The 16,910-nt window shown below is 51.9% G+C and carries 17 protein-coding genes, 1 tRNA gene and 2 pseudogenes; 4 read left to right on the top strand and 16 right to left on the bottom strand.

Annotated features, from left to right (window positions below; genetic code table 11):
* Positions 1–6: 6 nt before the first annotated feature.
* The 8 genes from MUA00_RS11195 to ccmA are packed head-to-tail and all read right to left on the bottom strand — an operon-like array spanning position 7 to position 6,299.
* Entirely contained in the window at positions 7–1,083 is a 1,077-nt protein-coding gene (locus MUA00_RS11195) for a cytochrome c-type biogenesis protein CcmH (protein WP_271123126.1), read from the bottom strand.
* Positions 1,080–1,637: a thiol:disulfide interchange protein DsbE gene (gene dsbE, locus MUA00_RS11190; protein ID WP_271123125.1), complete on the bottom strand. Its 558-nt coding sequence runs from the start codon at positions 1,635–1,637 to the stop codon at positions 1,080–1,082. Before dsbE ends, MUA00_RS11195 begins: the two co-directional genes overlap by 4 nt.
* Entirely contained in the window at positions 1,634–3,586 is a 1,953-nt protein-coding gene (locus MUA00_RS11185) for a heme lyase CcmF/NrfE family subunit (RefSeq protein ID WP_271123124.1), read from the bottom strand. Before MUA00_RS11185 ends, dsbE begins: the two co-directional genes overlap by 4 nt.
* On the bottom strand, positions 3,583–4,062 hold the full coding sequence (ccmE, locus tag MUA00_RS11180; protein ID WP_271123123.1) for a cytochrome c maturation protein CcmE: 480 nt from the start codon (positions 4,060–4,062) through the stop codon (positions 3,583–3,585). Before ccmE ends, MUA00_RS11185 begins: the two co-directional genes overlap by 4 nt.
* Complete coding sequence (gene ccmD, locus MUA00_RS11175; protein ID WP_271123122.1) at positions 4,063–4,272, bottom strand: heme exporter protein CcmD; 210 nt, start codon at positions 4,270–4,272, stop codon at positions 4,063–4,065.
* Positions 4,269–5,006 (bottom strand): heme ABC transporter permease, encoded by a 738-nt coding sequence (locus tag MUA00_RS11170; protein WP_271123121.1) that lies wholly within the window; start codon positions 5,004–5,006, stop codon positions 4,269–4,271. The genes ccmD and MUA00_RS11170 overlap by 4 nt, the downstream gene beginning before the upstream one ends.
* Before the next feature lie 28 nt (positions 5,007–5,034).
* A complete protein-coding gene (ccmB, locus tag MUA00_RS11165) occupies positions 5,035–5,697 on the bottom strand; it encodes a heme exporter protein CcmB (RefSeq protein WP_271123366.1) in 663 nt (220 codons plus the stop codon).
* Complete coding sequence (gene ccmA, locus MUA00_RS11160) at positions 5,691–6,299, bottom strand: cytochrome c biogenesis heme-transporting ATPase CcmA (RefSeq protein ID WP_271123120.1); 609 nt, start codon at positions 6,297–6,299, stop codon at positions 5,691–5,693. The genes ccmB and ccmA overlap by 7 nt, the downstream gene beginning before the upstream one ends.
* A 207-nt stretch (positions 6,300–6,506) precedes the next feature.
* Between ccmA and MUA00_RS11155 the strand changes: the two genes are divergently transcribed.
* The 3 genes from MUA00_RS11155 (at position 6,507) to MUA00_RS11145 (ending at position 8,363) form a co-directional block, all read left to right on the top strand.
* On the top strand, positions 6,507–7,439 hold the full coding sequence (locus MUA00_RS11155; RefSeq protein ID WP_271123119.1) for a formate/nitrite transporter family protein: 933 nt from the start codon (positions 6,507–6,509) through the stop codon (positions 7,437–7,439).
* An 87-nt stretch (positions 7,440–7,526) separates the two neighbouring features.
* Positions 7,527–7,601: transfer RNA gene (locus MUA00_RS11150), tRNA-Arg, on the top strand.
* Positions 7,602–7,823: 222 nt separating this feature from the next.
* Entirely contained in the window at positions 7,824–8,363 is a 540-nt protein-coding gene (locus tag MUA00_RS11145; protein WP_271123118.1) for a DUF2058 domain-containing protein, read from the top strand.
* A 151-nt stretch (positions 8,364–8,514) separates the two neighbouring features.
* On the opposite strand, the gene MUA00_RS11140 is transcribed toward MUA00_RS11145, so the two are convergent.
* The 6 genes and pseudogenes from MUA00_RS11140 to MUA00_RS11120 form a co-directional block, all read right to left on the bottom strand.
* Complete coding sequence (locus MUA00_RS11140; protein ID WP_271123117.1) at positions 8,515–9,075, bottom strand: Ail/Lom family outer membrane beta-barrel protein; 561 nt, start codon at positions 9,073–9,075, stop codon at positions 8,515–8,517.
* Between the two features lie 82 nt (positions 9,076–9,157).
* Positions 9,158–9,250 (bottom strand): DUF2569 family protein, encoded by a 93-nt coding sequence (locus tag MUA00_RS21320; RefSeq protein WP_408639706.1) that lies wholly within the window; start codon positions 9,248–9,250, stop codon positions 9,158–9,160.
* Positions 9,251–9,641: 391 nt separating this feature from the next.
* The gene (locus MUA00_RS11135) at positions 9,642–10,040 is read right to left on the bottom strand and encodes a hemagglutinin repeat-containing protein (RefSeq protein ID WP_271123116.1); all 399 of its coding nucleotides are present in this window, start codon (positions 10,038–10,040) and stop codon (positions 9,642–9,644) included.
* Positions 10,041–11,031: 991 nt separating this feature from the next.
* Positions 11,032–11,220: pseudogene (locus MUA00_RS21405) on the bottom strand (VENN motif pre-toxin domain-containing protein); the annotation flags it as partial.
* Between the two features lie 626 nt (positions 11,221–11,846).
* Positions 11,847–12,095: a hypothetical protein gene (locus tag MUA00_RS11125; RefSeq protein ID WP_271123114.1), complete on the bottom strand. Its 249-nt coding sequence runs from the start codon at positions 12,093–12,095 to the stop codon at positions 11,847–11,849.
* Positions 12,082–15,021, bottom strand: a pseudogene (locus MUA00_RS11120) (hemagglutinin repeat-containing protein); the annotation flags it as partial. The pseudogene MUA00_RS11120 and the gene MUA00_RS11125, both read right to left, overlap by 14 nt.
* Positions 15,022–15,062: 41 nt before the next feature.
* On the opposite strand from MUA00_RS11120, the gene MUA00_RS21245 reads away from it, so the two are divergent.
* Complete coding sequence (locus MUA00_RS21245; RefSeq protein WP_333780889.1) at positions 15,063–15,398, top strand: SymE family type I addiction module toxin; 336 nt, start codon at positions 15,063–15,065, stop codon at positions 15,396–15,398.
* A 41-nt stretch (positions 15,399–15,439) separates the two neighbouring features.
* Here MUA00_RS21245 and MUA00_RS11105 read toward each other — a convergent pair whose 3' ends face one another.
* Together MUA00_RS11105 and MUA00_RS11100 are read right to left on the bottom strand one after the other, a co-directional pair.
* Positions 15,440–15,823 (bottom strand): CDI toxin immunity protein, encoded by a 384-nt coding sequence (locus MUA00_RS11105; RefSeq protein WP_271123111.1) that lies wholly within the window; start codon positions 15,821–15,823, stop codon positions 15,440–15,442.
* 5 nt (positions 15,824–15,828) lie between these two features.
* A partial coding sequence (locus tag MUA00_RS11100; protein ID WP_271130464.1) for a VENN motif pre-toxin domain-containing protein occupies positions 15,829–16,910 on the bottom strand: 1,082 nt, incomplete at its 5' end.

Here is a 16,910-nt window from a genome sequence, read left to right as displayed (position 1 = left end):
TCCCTGTTATTGTTTATCTACGCTCTGTTTGATGATGTCCTGACCTGCCAGCGCCCTCGCCTGTTCGATACTCCGCTCAACGACGGCACGACGCTGGTCTTTCGCCGGCAATACCTGCAACATGAACTGCCAGGCATTCATCGCCTCGCGATACTGCTGTTGCTCAAAAGCATTAAAGGCAAACAGGCTAAGCGCGCGTACATTAGTCCTATCGGATTTCAGCAGCTCACGCAAAAGACGCCCACCCAGAAGGGTGTCTTGCGGATCTTCAGAACGAGTCAATACTTCAGCATAGCCCAGCTTTACATCATCGTTATTGGGCGACAGTTTATATGCATGTGCAAAGGCTTGTGTAGCGGTTGTTGCATTATTTAACACCATACCAATTCGTCCGAGCATCATCCAGCCCGCAATATTATCAGGCTCTTGTTGCAAACGGGTGCGCAAGCCCAGCCCAAGACGCGCCATTTCTTCCATATTTAGCGGCTCGGCGTGCGGGTCCATTACTCGTTCTAATAGCTGAGGCGTTTGCCGCGTAACCTGCTGCCATTCACGCACCTGCTTAATGCCGGAAACTTTCAGATAAACGCCAACGCTCACAGTAATGAGCATAAGAGCGCCCGGTGCAAAAACCCAATAGCTGGTTTTTTGCGTCGATTCGCGTCGCGTAAGCTCTTCGTTTACTTCACCGAAGTAGACTCGCCGTTTGCGGCTGCGAATCACAATTACGCCAATACCGCCGACAATAAACAGCGCCGGCAGAATCCATAGAATAATCGTCGACGGGGTAACCGGCGGCTCATAAGTCACGAAGTTGCCGTAGCGCGCGACCATATAATCTATGATTTGCTGTTTGCTGTTGCCCTGCTGCATCAGCTCATACACCTTCAGGCGCATGTCTGAGGCGATCATCGCATTGGAATCGGCGATACTGTTGTTCTGGCATTTCGGACAGCGAAGCTGTTCGGTTAACTGACGAAACTGCTGTTCCTGCGCTTCATCTTTAAATGTCCAGGTGTCGATGGCGGCAGACGCATAAAAGGAAAACAGCAGTGCCGCGATTAAAAACCAGCCGCGCTTCATGCGCCCGCCTCCTTATTGTATTTATCCCATAGCGGCTTGAGCTCTTGTCGCCAGACGCTTTCGTTAAGATCGCCCGCATGGCGATAGCGGATGATCCCTTTGCCGTCGATCAGAAAGGTTTCTGGCGCGCCGTAGACGCCGAGATCCAGCCCCAGCATGCCGTTGCCGTCAAACAAACTCAGCGTATAGGGATTGCCCAGCTCGTTTAGCCAGTTAACGGCTTTCTGGCGATCGTCTTTGTAGTTCATACCGGCGATACGAATCCCCTGCGCCTTCAGCCCATTAAGAAACTGATGTTCCGCACGGCAGGTTGGGCACCAGGTCGCCCAGACGTTAAGCAGAATCGGCTTGCCATCCGTCAGTACCGTCCGATCGTAGGTTTTACCTGGATTTTCGAGTGATTCGAGGCGGAACACCGGCACCGGTTTGCCTATCAGCGCCGATTCAAGGCTTGTGGGATCTTCGCCCTGCGCATTACGCGCAAGCTGCCAAAGCAGCGCCGCCGCCAGCAGCAAAAACAGCACCAGCGGGATAAACAACACCTTGCGCTTCATGCAGCCTCCGGCATTTTTTTACGCGAACGGGAGCGGGAGTCGAACAGGCAGAAGACGCCGCCCAGCGTCATGAGTAATCCCCCCGCCCATATCCAGCGAACGAAGGGTTTGTAATACAGCCGCACCGCCCAACTGCCGTCATCCAGCTCTTCACCCAGCGCGGCGTATAAATCGCGGGTAAAGCCGCCGTCGATCGCCGCTTCGGTCATCATCGAGCGATTGCTGTTATAGAAGCGCTTTTCAGCATGAAGCGTCGCTTCATGCTTGCCGTTGCGCGTCACGTCGATGATCCCCACCCCGCCGCGATAGTTCGGCCCCGTCAGATCGTGAACGTCGCGGAACACAAAGTGGTACTGATGAATATCGATACTGTCACCGGCTTTCATGCGCACGTCACGTTCGACGCTGTAATTCTGGCTGAACGCGATGCCGACAACTGTCACCGCAAGCCCCAGGTGGCCGAACACCATGCCCCAGTGGCTACGTGGCAGTTTCCATAAACCCTGTAGCAAACCCCGGCGGTGAGTCGCTCGTTCGTAAACTTCCATCAGCGCCAGCACAAAAACCCAGACGGCCATCAACAGGCCCACAACCGTCATCGCTTCCACCCGATCTTGCATCAGCCACGGCAGCGCCAGTGAAAGGGCTACGGTGACAACCAGCGCAATCGCCAGACGTTTGGCCAACTTCTGCGGTGTATCGCGACGCCAGCGCACCAGCGGTCCGATACCGAGCAACAAAGCAAACGGTGCCATCAGCGCGGTAAACATGGTGTTGAAGAACGGCTCGCCAATAGAAATGCTGCCAAGCCCAAGCTGTTTATGCACCAGCGGCAGCAGCGTGCCCAACAACACCACCAGCATGGCGGCAATCAGCAACACGTTATTGCCAAGCAGGAAGGATTCACGCGACCACAAATCGTTCCCTACCCGTGAGCGCACTTTGCTGCCTTTCACCGCATACAGCAGCAGCGAACCGCCGATAACAATCACAAGGAAAGCGAGGATAAACATGCCGCGCGCCGGGTCAGAAGCAAATGAGTGCACCGAAACCAGCACGCCGGAGCGCACCAGGAAAGTGCCCAGCAGGCAAAGCGAAAAGGCGGTAATCGCCAGCAGCACGGTCCAGGCTTTAAAGCTGCCGCGCTTTTGGGTAACCGAAAGCGAATGAATCAGCGCGGTGCCCGCAAGCCACGGCATAAACGATGCGTTCTCAACCGGGTCCCAGAACCACCAGCCGCCCCAGCCCAGTTCGTAATAGGCCCAGCCGGAACCCAGAACAATGCCGATGGTTAAAAACGACCAGGCGGCGAGCGTCCATGGCCGAGTCCAGCGAGCCCAGGCCGTATCGAGCTTGCCCGCCATCAACGCGGCAATCGAAAATGCAAAAGCGACGGAGAACCCGACGTAACCCATATAAAGCAGCGGCGGATGGAAGATCAGCCCAACGTCCTGCAACAGCGGATTTAAGTCTCGCCCTTCGATGGGAAAATCCGGCAGCGTGCGGATAAACGGGTTTGAAGTGAAAATAATAAACAGCAAAAAACCGAAGTTAATCAAGCCCATCACGGACAGCACGCGCGCCAGGGCATCTTTTGGCATGTCGCCGCTGAGCAGCGCTACGGCGAACGTCCAGCCGCTCATCAGCAGTACCCAAAGCATCAACGAACCTTCGTGCGCCCCCCAGGTCGCAGCCACGCGGTACCAGACCGGTAGTTCGGTGTTGGAGTTGCTGGCGACATACGCCACGGTGAAATCGTTAACGACAAACGCGTAAACCAGCACTAAAAATGAGGCGAGAACGGACAGGAACAGCGCCCAGCAAAGCGGCCGCGCCGCCGCCATCAAACGCGCATCGTTACGCTGCACGCCCCAAAGCGGATAAACGCCCAGCAGCAATGACCAGCTCAATGCCAGGCACAGCAAAAAACTGCCGACTTCAGGCATCATGAAGCGTTATCCTTATCAATCTGCGGCGCTCGCTGATGATTTTTATTCATCGCCTCTTTGACCTCCGGCGGCGTGTAATTTTCATCATGTTTCGCCAGCACTTCTTTCGCCGCGATCAGATTGCCTTTCTCGAGCACGCCCTGCGCCACCACGCCCTGCCCTTCGCGGAACAGGTCGGGCAGAATGCCAACATATGTGACATCCACCACGCCGTTAACATCATAAAGTTTGAAGGTTACTTTGAGCGTTTGCTTATCGCGTTTTACGCTGCCCGGCATCACCATGCCGCCCACGCGCAAACGTTGCCCGATGTCTGGCCGTTGCTGGCTTTTGCCCTTGCCGTAAACGATTTCGCCTGGCGTATAAAAGAGATCGATATTGCTGCGTAGCGCATACAGCACCAGCGTGACAGTGAGCCCTAACCCCACCAGCACGGCGACCGCCAGGTAAAGACGGTTTTTACGACGAGTATTCACTTACCTTCCCTCTGTTTGCTTTTGCGCGCGGATTCGCTGCTCGCGCGCCTGCTGGCGTTCCACGCCATTAAGAATTTCACGCCTGTGCAGCCTTGTATGTATCAACAACGCCAGCAGAGGAATAACCGTAAAAGCGACGGCCAGCCAGACGAAAAACGCATAGCCGCCCATCGCAAAAAAATCGGCCCAACTGGCAAATGCACCGTTCATGCTTTTCTTCCTTTTTGTGCCAGCGCCAGCACCCAGGGGCGGCGACGTTCCTGTAGCAAAATAAGATTGCGCAAACGCATCAGCGTCAGCGTAATAAACAGCAGCAGGAAACCAGAAATAGTCAGGCGCAGCGGCGTACGCATGGAAGGATCGATGCTTTGCTGCATCCTGGTCGATCCCTGATGCAGCGTGTTCCACCATTCCACAGAAAAATGAATTATCGGCAGGTTCACGACGCCCACCAGCACCAGAATACCCGCGGCACGCCCGGCCAGGCGGCGATCGTCGAAGGCGTTATACAGCGCAATCACGCCGATATAAAGGAACAGCAAAACGAGTTCTGAGGTTAGACGTGCATCCCACACCCACCAGGTTCCCCACATTGGTTTGCCCCATGCGGAACCGGTCACCAGTGCGATAAAAGTGAAAACCGCGCCGATCGGCGCCATAGCCGCAACGGCCAGGTCAGACATTTTTATCTGCCACACCAGGCCGATAAACGCGGCAATCGCCATTGAGGCATAAATCCCCATCGACCAGATGGCCGCCGGAACATGCAAATACATAATGCGATAACTTTGTCCCTGCTGATAATCGGCAGGCGCATAGAAAAAACCCCAGACGCAGCCGGCAATCAGTAAAACGACGCTCGCGGCGGCAAACCAAGGTACAAATCGCCCGCAAAGCTGATACAGCCGTTCTGGTTTAGCAAGCTGATGTAACGCTTTCCACATGGTTAATTGCTCACAAAAAAGAAATAAGTTACTGAACGCTAACGCGCAGCGCCGCCGCCGTAGCGAATGGGCTCAGCGTAGCACTCCCTGCCAGCAGCGCGCCGAGAATGGCCATGTAGCCATCAACCGGAAGATGCATCGACGCGGCGTCCATCGCAGCGGTTGCAAAAATCAGCAGTGGAATGGTGAGCGGCAGCACCAGCAGGCTAAGCAGGACGCCGCCGCGTCTTAATCCCACAGTTAAGCCGACGCCTGGCGCGCCGAGAAAACTCAGCGTCGGCGTACCCAGCAGCAGCGTCAGCGCCATCACCTGCCAGCTATAAAAATCCAGCCCCAGCAAAAGTGCCGCCAGCGGCGAGAGCAGCAGTAACGGTAATCCTGTTATCACCCAGTGAGCGGTCACTTTCGCCAGCACCACCACAGGCAAAGGAATCGGCAGCAACATCAGTTGTTCAAGTGAACCGTCCTGAAAGTCCTCCCGAAATAGCCTGTCCATCGCCAGCAGAGATGCGAGCAATGCCGCAATCCAAATGACGCCCGGCGCAATGCGCGCCATGAGCTGCGATTCCGGGCCAATGCCTAAAGGAAAAAGAGTGATAACGATAAGAAAGAACCACAGCGGGTTGGCAAACTCCGCGCCCTTGCGGAACACCACGCGTAGCTCCTGCCAGAAAATTCTGCGCATCATGATTGGGCTTCCTGCAAAACGATCTGCCGCACGAAGGAAAGCGCCAGCGGCTGATGCGTGGTGAGGATAACCATCCCGCCCTCGTTGGTATGCCGCACCATTTGCCGCGTGATTTTTTCTACGCCTGCGGCATCAATCGCGGTGAACGGTTCGTCCAGAATCCAGAGCCTTGCGTGGCTTAGCCATAAACGCGCAAGCGCCACACGACGCTGCTGTCCGGCGGAAAGTTGATTGACCGGCACATCTTCAAAGCCGACTAAACCCGCCTCGGTCAGCGCCTGCCAAAGCCGCGCCTCATCACCACCGCCATGAAAGAAACTGAGGTTTTCGAAGGCGGTGAGCACCGTTTTGATGCCGGGCTGATGACCGAGCCACAGCAAATCCTGATGATAAACATCGCGATTACGCGGCAGCGTTTTGCCCTGCCAGTGAACCTCACCCTCTTCGGCCTGAGAAAGCCCCGCGAGAAGACGTAATAAAGACGTTTTCCCCGCGCCGTTTTGTCCTGCCACCTGAACCATTTCTCCCGCCGAAACGGAAAAAGACAGATTGCTAAACAGCGTTCGCTCGTCGCGTATGCAGGTCAAATTAATGGCATCAAGCATGGAAATAATCGCTACTTGTCTCAGGGGCAAAAATGATAACACATCATCCAGGCCGCTCCAGGTCAGGCAGGGCGCGAAGGGGTACTCAATAAGAGGTAATCCACCCAGGCCAGATCAAACTTAGGGCGAATTCTCCCATAAGCCGCAACAAGCAGATAAAAACCGCTACGCTTAACAGAACAGCAAAAGTGCGGAGTACTTCGAAAAATGGACAAATTAAAGGAAGAAAAAATCGGCGAATCCAACGACGAACTGGAAGTGGAAAGCGAGGAAAACTCAAGCGGCAAGGATATTGATGTCGATGAGGAAAACCTGCCATCCAAAGCGATGGCTATCCACGAACATATTCGACAGGACGGGGAAAAGGAGCTTGAACGCGACGCTATGGCGCTGCTGTGGTCAGCAATTGCTGCGGGGCTTTCAATGGGCGCTTCGCTGTTGGCAAAAGGCGTGTTTCACGTCAACCTGGATGGCGTGCCGGGAAGCTTCCTGCTGGAGAACCTCGGTTATACCTTTGGGTTTATCATCGTCATTATGGCGCGCCAGCAGTTGTTCACAGAGAACACCGTCACCGCCGTTTTACCCGTAATGCAAAAGCCCACCGGCAGTAACTTCCTGCTATTAATCAGGCTGTGGGGAATGGTGTTGCTTGGCAACCTGATTGGCACCGGCCTTGCCGCCTGGGCCTTTGAATATATGCCTATCTTTGATGAACCAACGCGGGATGCGTTCGTCAAAATTGGCATGGAAGTTATGAAAAACACGCCGGGGGAAATGTTTGCCAACGCGATAATCTCCGGCTGGATCATCGCCACTATGGTCTGGATGTTCCCGGCTGCAGGCTCGGCTAAAATCGTGGTCATTATTATCATGACCTGGCTGGTCGCACTCGGCGATTTAACCCATATCGTGGTCGGTTCCGTCGAAATTCTCTATCTGGTCTTTAACGGCACTATTCACTGGAGCGATTTCTTCTGGCCGTTCGCCCTGCCAACGCTTGCGGGCAATATCTGCGGCGGCACCTTTATCTTCGCGCTTATCAGCCACGCACAAATACGTAACGACATGAGCAATAAGAAAAAAGCTGACGCAAAGGCACAAGAGAAACGCAAGCGGGAAGTTGAGGAAGGAAAAGAGTAAGCGTCAAAGGCAAATTGGTTACGTTTCAGGCAATCAGCCCGTGAACCCCTTAACGTGACGCAAAAAGCGGGTATACTACGCCCGCTTGTCCCCTTAGTTAAATGGATATAACGAGCCCCTCCTAAGGGCTAGTTGTAGGTTCGATTCCTGCAGGGGACGCCATTTTTCCTCCTAAAAAACCCGCAATACCCGGCGCTTAGGCCATGTCCGTAATCTACTCTTCTGAGAATATCCTCAATATCATGTATTGCCTTTTAACTTCCGCTTTCAGACGGAATGTACAAATTTATCAAAACCATACGTGTTCTGAACCTGCAACCTGGCACAGGCTCGAATATTAAAGGTATAATCCTGTGAATTATTTAACTGACCTCAGAAAAGATCATGACGAAACTAACACTACAAGAGCAGATGCTTAAAGCCGGCCTGGTAAGCAGTAAAAAACTGGCTAAAGTGCAAAAAACAACTAAAAAATCACGCGTTCAGGCTCGTGAGGCAAGAGAAGCAGTGGAAGCCAATAAAAAAGCGCAAATGGAACGTGATAAAGAATTAAGTGAACAACAAAAGCAAGCCGCCTTATCTAAAGAATATAAAGCTCAGGTAAAGCAGCTAATTGAAATGAACAGGATCGTTATTTCAAAGGGCGACATTGGCTATAATTTCACAGATAATAATCTCATTAAAAAAATATATGTGGATAAAACTACCCAATCCCAGTTGATTAATGGTCGTCTGGCAATTGCTCGTCTGGTTACGGATAACAATGTTGATGGGGAATATGCAATTATACCCGCAAGCGTAGCCGATAAAATCGCCCAGCGTGATGCGAGTAGCATTGTATTAAACTGCGAGCTCAGTCAGGAAGCGAAAGACGAAGACGATCCGTATGCCGACTTTATCGTGCCTGATGATTTGATGTGGTAAGAAAAATTTGGTCAGCCTCTGCTGCGGTTTGGTAAAGCAAGGGGTTGCCTTACCTGGACAAGAGACAACTCACCAAAATAATCTCGAATGTTCACGCTATTTCGTCCACTGCTCCGGTGACAGCACCGGAGCAGTGAATCTGACTTGCTAATCAGAAGCGATAACCAACGCCAACATTGAAGCCATTAATAGAACGGCCACCATCCAGATCGGCCTGGGTACCTTCATATCCGACGTTAACGGAGAAATTAGCCACAGGATTTAATATCACACCAAAACCGTAAGCAAAAGATGTAGATTTTTCAGAAATGCTTTCGTAGCCTACATAATCATTAGTCACGTTTGCCCATTTTGTTGTGCCGGTAGCTTTGGCATATGCCACCCCGCCCAATGCATATAACGAAACATACTCATTGATGCGATAAGCTGGTCCCGCCAGCAGAGAATAATATTTCGCATCGATGCTATTATTGACTGAATTACCGAAAGCAAAATAATTCTGCTGCTCATCACCTTTCATATAAGAGAAAGATCCAAGCACGCTCAGCGGAGAACCGAATTCATAACGGTATTGCAAATTCATGCCACGGATATTTTTAAAACCCTCTACTTTGCTTTGCGCATAACCGGCCGATATCGTATGGTTATCTGCAAGCACCATACCGCTTGCCATTGATGTTGCAAGTAAAATTGCCAGAGGAAACTTCTTCATTTATACACTCCTTGTTAAATAAACTTAAACGTTTTACATAATATATTCAGCGCCGGATAGCACTGAATACCTCCACTCCTGACTAGCGAGTGAAAACTAGTTTTGCTCTACGGGAAAAGATAAAATATGGCATCCAGATACTGATACCAACCAGAGCACTTAATAAATGATTGATATCGGTGTAAGTATACCGGATATCTTAGACAAGCGAAAAATTACCGCCAAGGTAAAATTTTCTATTAAGCAAAGCCTCATCATCTGTAACCTGATAGCAGATACAACCAAAGGCTAACATATAGATGACGAGATAGTTCTTATCAGCCGTTATTTATTGCCCTTTAATTCCGATAGTATATATTGAGTATCGTAATAAAATAAATGCTGTATTTTCTTATTTTCGTGTCAATTGAAGCCTTGTTGGCTAAAATTGTGATAAAAAAACAACCAGAAAAGTATTTTTAACTTAAATCAAATCCATACCAATCCTGCATAAATTGTTTTTATTTTCAGTAGGCTGGTAGGTAATACTATGCCATCAAGCTGCATATGACCCCCCGACTTTAATATCAAAGCCGCCGCTTCCTGCCTTGTCCCGCTCTGCTCATGCACCGGCTTAAATTGCTGTCCATTTTAGCGCGGCTGGCGTTCACGCTGGCCGAGCCGGTCATTGAACCAAAGTTGAAGCTGCCGCCTGCGCTGACGTTCTGCTGTTTGCTGTGATAGCTGTCTGAGTCCTGCTCGCTGCGAATCGTCAGGTCGCGCCCGATATCTGCCGTCACGCGCTCACCGCTGACCTGTGCCCCGATAAGGTTTGCATCACGTCCGCTGACGATGCTCAGGTTGTTGCCTGCGTCCACCGTGGTTTCGCTGTGCGTCGTGCCGTTGCCTTTTTCCTGGCCCTTACCCGCATCCCTGATGGCTACGCCGGTGATACCGGCCACACCCACTTTTGCTCCGATTTCCAACCACTGCCCTGCAACTTTCATTCTGCACGGCGTGTGGCTAATGCATAGCCTCTGGCTATCACACCAGTTACGTCGTTCTCCACAACAATCCCATTCCAGGAGGCTGGAACCTTGTACTATCTGTTTTTTCTGTAGTACTGGTAGTAGATCCACCAACTGCCGATAGCAACCAGACTTCCAGCAAAAAAGGATGCTTTGATATATTTCAATGTATCCGATAGAGATAATTCAAATGGAACCCCGTACATCAAGTAAAGGAAAAAATCAGTTAGTAAATAAATACTCATAGCCAGTATTATAAATGCCACGTTGCAAGCGGCTAATAGATAAAGAAAAACAAAAATCCATTGTTGTTTTCTCATCATTTGCTCTTCTCATCTTGGGTGCCTTTGCTGAGCTTACCAGCACGGTCATTAATAATTTCTGTTCCTACGCTACCCATTGCATTTCCCGCCATACCTGGCACCGGATTAATTGGCAAAGGCTTCGATATCCCCATACCAACATCAACCCAGAGCCAGTCTTTCCATGGTTTCATTGGGTTTAAAACTTTATCAAGTGGTAACTCCACCAGTTTACCTACCCCATATCCCAGCCCCGAAGCTGCACCACTGATAGCGCCACCTTTCAGCGGATCATCACCTTTCAGATAGCTTGATGCTGCACCACTACCGGCATTCACGGCCATGGTTCCCACAACTCCAGTGTTTGCTGTTAATAAACCAGTCCAGTATCCGAGAATAACATCATTGGGGTTTATCTCACCGTTGATGACATAACCCACACCGGCATTGGCTCCGGCACCAACAAGACTGGTTGTTGCCATCACTTCCGGTAAAAATGGCCACACCATGGCACTGCCCATAGCTGCCACTACAGTCTCACAGGATACCGGTGTACCACCGCTACAGGCTTCTTTAATCGCAGTCTGCTGCTGTTCCTGCCATTTTTCAGCCGCACCCGATTTATTCGCTTCCGCAGCCGCCAGTACACTTGCAAGATTGTTATTCTCAACCGTCGTTTTCCCACCCTGCGCCCCGGCCAGCGCTGACGAGGTGCTGTCTCCCGCCAGCCCGCCTGCAATGCCCGCTGCGATGGTCGCCAGTGTGCTGATGGTCTGTTTCTCTGTTTCGCTCAGTTCACTGAGCGGCCTGTCATACATCTCCAGGGCTATCATCCCTGCCAGCTCACCGGTGGCCGCGCCCGCTGCAACCGCCAGCGCATTCTGTCCCTGCACGGTTGCCATGACCGCATTCGCCACCGCATGGGCCGCCACTTTCTCCATCCCCTCAAGGCCGGAGCGGTGACCAATCACTTCGGCGACATACGGGGCGGCTGCACCAGCAATCGCCGCGTTCATATTGCCCCCGGCTACGCCCTGCACCGCTGCCGTCACCGCCTGGATGGCCTGCTGCGTCCGGCTGCCGGTGCCGTTGCCGGCTTCCTTCATCGCTCCGGCATACGCATTCTGGTAAATCACTTCGCCGATATCTGCATCTGTCGCCGCCTTACCCGGATTCGCTTTTTCCCAGGCGGCTTTTGCGGCATCTCGTTCGTCCTGCGTGGCATTCTGCCGCTTCTCGCTGGCCTGCTTTGCCGCTGCAATAGCATCCCCGGTACCTGATACTGACCGCGCAGGAGCCGTTGCCCGCGCCACCACCTGAGCCGGAGATTATGCTGTGTAAGTTTTCCGCCCGTAAGCAACGGCAGGTCACGGAGCTGATCGAGGTCATTACCGCGCCGAAGCGGTAACTAATTGGTATATAAGTAAAATCCCAATCGCGAGAGGTTGGGATTTCTATTTAGTTAGTTTCCTCTACCTTTTCGTTCAAGTAGCCTGGCTTTCAACCAAAGAGCCGTTCCTAAAGTTAAACCAATTAATACACCTTTTTTTATTGATATAAAGATAATCTCTTTCCAGTTGAACTCAAAATACCCAAGTTTAAAAAAAACCAAAATTGATCCAATAAAATTCGCAATAAAGCAAATTACAAAAAAAACTAAAGAGCAACGAAGAGCAAGAATTAAAAGCTCATCTAGTTTATTTCTTTTCATCTTTTTTCTCCGCTTTATTGAGCGCATCCGTTACAATTCCATTGGATATTTCACTCGCTACAGAACTACCTACTGCTCCCACCACTTCAGCAGTACCTTCCTTTACAGTTGTCGATAATCCATTAGTAATGTATTTATCTGCTTTACTTCCTGCGACAGAACCAAATCCTGCGCTAATAACAGAACCGGTTGGATTCTCTCCTTTAATACCGCTACCAACCGCAGCACCGCCCATATTAATAGCCGCAGAAGCACCAATGCCTTTCCCCGTTGTAGCTGCTGCTGTGATTCCAGCCATGATCAGGTCAACATAGCTGAATGGATCTTTTCCACCAAGCTGATATACCGAATTAACAGTGGTTCCTATTGCCGCATTTATCGCGATAGTTTCTTTTATCGTGCTACCGAGCATTGACCCACTTAACGTTAATGGCAAGTCACCAATACTGGCATTCGATTTATGATAGCCCCAGGTGTTCATTATTTTCTGGGCACTGGCCATTGCCTCCGAATCAGGATTTCGTTTGATATAATCCTGCCCGGACAGCAGCCCTTTAACAAGCTCCTGTGATACCACCGGACCATACTCTTTTTCCATTTCAGCGGCATAAACACGCAGATACCCCGCCAGCTCAGCGCGTTCTGTGCTGGTCATTTGTGAAGGATCTTTGGTGAATTTAGAGACCAGGACATCACTGCGCTTATCAGCATTTTCCAGTGTAATCAGCTCATTTGCTGTGGACAGGGATTTATCTCCCTGCTTTATTTTTTCAACAGCTTTGTCGAGTTTGTCGGAGGAGGTAGCCCCAAGAACGTTATTCTCAACCGTCGTTTTCCCACCCTGCGCCCCGGCCAGCGCCGACGAGGTACTGTCTCCCGCCAGCCCGCCTGCAATGCCCGACGCGATGGTCGCCAGTGTGCTGATGGTCTGTTTCTCTGTTTCGCTCAGTTCACTGAGCGGTCTGTCATACATATCCAGCGCTATCATCCCTGCCAGCTCACCAGTGGCCGCGCCCGCTGCAACCGCCAGTGCATTCTGTCCCTGCACGGTTGCCATGACCGCATTCGCCACCGCATGGGCCGCCACTTTATCCATCCCCTCAAGACCGGACTGATGACCAATCACTTCGGCAATATACGGGGCGGCCGCACCCGCAATCGCCGCGTTCATATTCCCCCCGGCTACGCCCTGCACCGCTGCCGTTACCGCCTGGATGGCCTGCTGCGTCCGGCTGCCTGTGCCATTAGTGGCACTCTTCATCGCGTCGGCATACGCATTCTGGTAAATAACCTCGGTGATGTCCGTCTCTGTCGCCGTCCTGCCCGGATTCGCTTTTTCCCAGGCGGCTTTTGCGGCATCTCGTTCGTCCTGCGTGGCGTTCTGACGCTTCTCACTGGCTTTTTGCGCTGCTGAAATGGCATCTTCTGTTCGCGCAATATCCGATACCTGCGTACCGGCTTCGCCGATAAGCTGCGCTTCCTGTATCTTCCGCTGCTCTTTTTCCTTATCAAATATCTGCCCGATACTGCCGTTGGCGTGTTCCGTATCACGGCTCAGATTTGCCACGTCCTGCTGCTGGTTATCCCTGTCCCGGATAATGATGTTGCCGCCGCTGATGGCCGACGATGTCGTGCCCCCGGCGCTCCCTTCGCTGTTTCCGCCGGTAAGCATGCTGTTTGCCAGATTCCCTGCAAACTGTCCACCGATGCTGCCGCCGGTACTCATCCCCACGCTCTGATGCTCCACCTTATACTCCGCTTCGTTGTGAATATCGCTCCAGCCCAGCGTGCCCGTGTCCAGACGGTTTTTATCCGCCGGGGCCGTGGACGCAATCACCGCACCGTCAAGCCGGGTGTGCCCCCCGACCTTAATATCAAAGCCGCCGCTCCCTGCCGTTATCCCGCTCTGCTCGTTAACCGACGTATAGTTGCTGTCCATTTTATCGCGGCTGGCGTTCACGCTGGCCGAGCCGGTCATTGAACCAAAGTTGAAGCTGCCGCCTGCGCTGACGTTCTGCTGTTTGCTGTGGTAGCTGTCTGAGTCCTGCTCGCTGCGAATCGTCAGGTCGCGTCCGATATCTGCCGTCACGCGCTCACCGCTGACCTGTGCCCCGATAAGGTTTGCATCACGTCCGCTGACGATGCTCAGGTTGTTGCCTGCGTCCACCGTGCTTTCCGTGTGGGTGGTACCGTTGCCTTTCTCACTGCCTTTACCGGCATTCACGCTGGCCGAAACATTAATTCCCCAGCCACCGGAGCCTGCACCGATACCGACACCCACGCTCCCGCCCTTGCTTTCGTTTTTACCGTCAAGTTTCGAGGTGTTTTCTGCCGAAAGCAGGTTCACATCCCGGCTGGCCGACAGCAGCACATCATTGCCTGCGCTGACCCGGCTGCCCTGTATCAGAATATCGCCATCCTGACCTTTCTGACCGCTGCCGGTGGCAATAACGGCCAGATTATTCCCGGCGGTCAGGTTGCTGCCTTTTGAGGTGGTCTGTTCGCTGACCTGAGTGGATTTTGACGACTGGCTGCCGTAAGAGAGGCTGACCCCCACGGTATTGTTATTTGACTCCTGGTCACCCTGCGCCGCATCCATACGCACCGCCTGCGAAGCCTGGACGCCTGAAAGCGCTGCCTTCACGCCCTGAAGCGCCGCAAGCCGTTCATTATCCGTCTCTTTCGCCTGGTTTGCGGACTGCACCGCGCTGTTGACGGCACTCCCTGCCGCACCTGAAAGGGCGAGGGTAAAGCCGGAACTCTTCTGCTCCACCTCATGCGTCTGGCGGCTGCTTTCCCCGGCAGAAGTAACGCTGACATTTTTACCGACCAGCGTCATATTGTTACCCGCAATCAAATCCGAACCTTTAACATTCAGGTCATTTCCGGCGCTGAGGGTAAGCTTCGGTCTGACGCAGTTCTGCGTCGGTTTTACCCGTATTTTCAGGCTTCTCCCTGGCCGCCTTCATGGCTTCGGTCTCACCTAGCGTCATGACGATGTTACTAATCTGGCTGATGACCTGCGCTTCCTTCAGGCGCTGCTGCTCTTTTTCCTTGTCAAATATCGGCGCAATGCTGCCGTTGGCGTTTTCCACATCACGGCTGAGGTCAGCCACATCCTGTTTCTGCTTGTCCTTATCGCGGATGATAATACTGCCACCGCTGATGGCCACTTACTACAGCCGCACGCCCGGCCTGTACCTCAAAGGCGACTGGCTGACAGAGGCCGGATTCGGGACAGATACGTCGGTCACCATTGCCGTTGAACGCAGGCAACTGGTGATCCGGCCACTGGCTGAGTGACAGGCAAAAAGATCCCGGCTCAGGGGCCGGGATCTTTTTAATTATAAATTGTCAGATCTTAGTCCAACGCGAAAACTCTCTGATGGGAATAACGGCTGTATTATGATTTCATCGTTATAAATAAATAACTTTGGTGACAATGCTGTAACATCATAAACGTTTTCCGCTATCAGCTTAATATTTGTCCTGAATAGTGGTACATCTGCATCATCTGCTAAGACAAATACGTCGTGGTTTTTTACTAAGTTCGCGTTTAAGACACCATATAAATCATCATAATCTCTATATTTCATCTCCTTCCACAAAACTCCTCCGGCGGCAACAGGATAATTATAAAGCATATCGATAGCTTTTCTTTCTTCGTCACCAATAACTATATTAAAATCAACAAGCAACGCTTCTTTGCATTCGTCAAATAAAGTCATTGTTTCTACCTATTTAGCTGTTTCAATATAGTTTCAAAAGCTTTTTCATTACCTTCAAAAGGTATGACGGTTTTTACTGCCTTACCAGGACCTTTACCTTTTGAGTAATCCCACATATTAATATGTGTTCCTTTCTCTGGATCATAATCCACACGCCAGCCTACCTTGCCATCGCTGGATTGGCGACCAATAACCTTTCCGTTACCAGCACTCACTTCCAATCGGCCAATAACAGGCTTTGAATCAGCACCTAAATCACCAACCATATTTATGGCTTTATTTCTAGCAGTTTCCCAATTCTTTTCAGCTTTAAGCACCGTTTCAATACGGTTTCCGACTCCCGGAACCTTCTTGCCCGGCAGTATAATCCCCGCCAGCATCCCACCCGTTGCTTCCAGCGCAAGCTGATTTCCTTCAGATGCCTGGATTACTGTATCTTTTACAGTTGACCACGTATCACTGCTCATCAGCGCCGTAACGCTATCTGCTACTGCCTGGTTCTTACTCGCTAAATCACTCAGTGCTTTAGTACAATAGCTATCTCCAGCCACACATGAAGCCACAGCCATTGCTGCATCGGCAACATAATCCGCTGAGCCTAATGCTGCATCGCCGGTATCCGCAAGGCCGTTAATTATCGCGTTCGCGATGGAAGAAGTTGCACCGTTGCCCAGCTTATCCCTGACCTGATCCTTCAGGGATTCAGCGGCCTGTTTCACCGTTTCACGGGCTTTGTCACCGCTCAGCGAGTTATTCTCAACCGCATTCTTCCCGGCCACAGCACCGGCGCCTGCTGCCTCCGCACTGTTACCCGCAAGGCCTCCGGCTATCCCCGCCGCAATCGTCGCCAGCGTGCTGATTTGCCGGCGCTCCTGCTCGCTCAGGTTGTCAGTTTTTCCGCCGTAGTAGTTGTTGATGATGTACTGCGCCGCTGCCTCACCGCTGAACGCCCCTGCTGCCCCCGCTGCGGCACTGTTCCCGCCAAGCTGGGCTGCCAGTGCACCCCACACCGCATGCGCCATCAGGTTTGCTTTATCATCATCACCAGTTGTCTGTTTGATAAGCTGAGCAACAGCCGGATTAAGCC

This window comes from Dryocola boscaweniae, from assembly GCF_025215095.1.
GTDB classification, from domain to species: Bacteria; Pseudomonadota; Gammaproteobacteria; order Enterobacterales; family Enterobacteriaceae; genus Dryocola; species Dryocola boscaweniae.
Note: the sequence above shows the minus strand (reverse complement) of the source record. Positions and strands in the feature narration are given on the sequence as shown.

What these genes read in the sequence shown, in the direction of transcription:
- MUA00_RS11195 (WP_271123126.1), bottom strand. Translation starts at nt 1,083, where the DNA reads ATGAAGCGCGGCTGGTTTTTAATCGCGGCACTGCTGTTTTCCTTTTAT.
- dsbE (WP_271123125.1), bottom strand. Translation starts at nt 1,637, where the DNA reads ATGAAGCGCAAGGTGTTGTTTATCCCGCTGGTGCTGTTTTTGCTGCTG.
- MUA00_RS11185 (WP_271123124.1), bottom strand. Translation starts at nt 3,586, where the DNA reads ATGATGCCTGAAGTCGGCAGTTTTTTGCTGTGCCTGGCATTGAGCTGG.
- ccmD (WP_271123122.1), bottom strand. Translation starts at nt 4,272, where the DNA reads ATGAACGGTGCATTTGCCAGTTGGGCCGATTTTTTTGCGATGGGCGGC.
- MUA00_RS11170 (WP_271123121.1), bottom strand. Translation starts at nt 5,006, where the DNA reads ATGTGGAAAGCGTTACATCAGCTTGCTAAACCAGAACGGCTGTATCAG.
- ccmA (WP_271123120.1), bottom strand. Translation starts at nt 6,299, where the DNA reads ATGCTTGATGCCATTAATTTGACCTGCATACGCGACGAGCGAACGCTG.
- MUA00_RS11155 (WP_271123119.1), top strand. Translation starts at nt 6,507, where the DNA reads ATGGACAAATTAAAGGAAGAAAAAATCGGCGAATCCAACGACGAACTG.
- MUA00_RS11145 (WP_271123118.1), top strand. Translation starts at nt 7,824, where the DNA reads ATGACGAAACTAACACTACAAGAGCAGATGCTTAAAGCCGGCCTGGTA.
- MUA00_RS11140 (WP_271123117.1), bottom strand. Translation starts at nt 9,075, where the DNA reads ATGAAGAAGTTTCCTCTGGCAATTTTACTTGCAACATCAATGGCAAGC.
- MUA00_RS11125 (WP_271123114.1), bottom strand. Translation starts at nt 12,095, where the DNA reads ATGAAAAGAAATAAACTAGATGAGCTTTTAATTCTTGCTCTTCGTTGC.
- MUA00_RS21245 (WP_333780889.1), top strand. Translation starts at nt 15,063, where the DNA reads ATGGCTTCGGTCTCACCTAGCGTCATGACGATGTTACTAATCTGGCTG.
- MUA00_RS11105 (WP_271123111.1), bottom strand. Translation starts at nt 15,823, where the DNA reads ATGACTTTATTTGACGAATGCAAAGAAGCGTTGCTTGTTGATTTTAAT.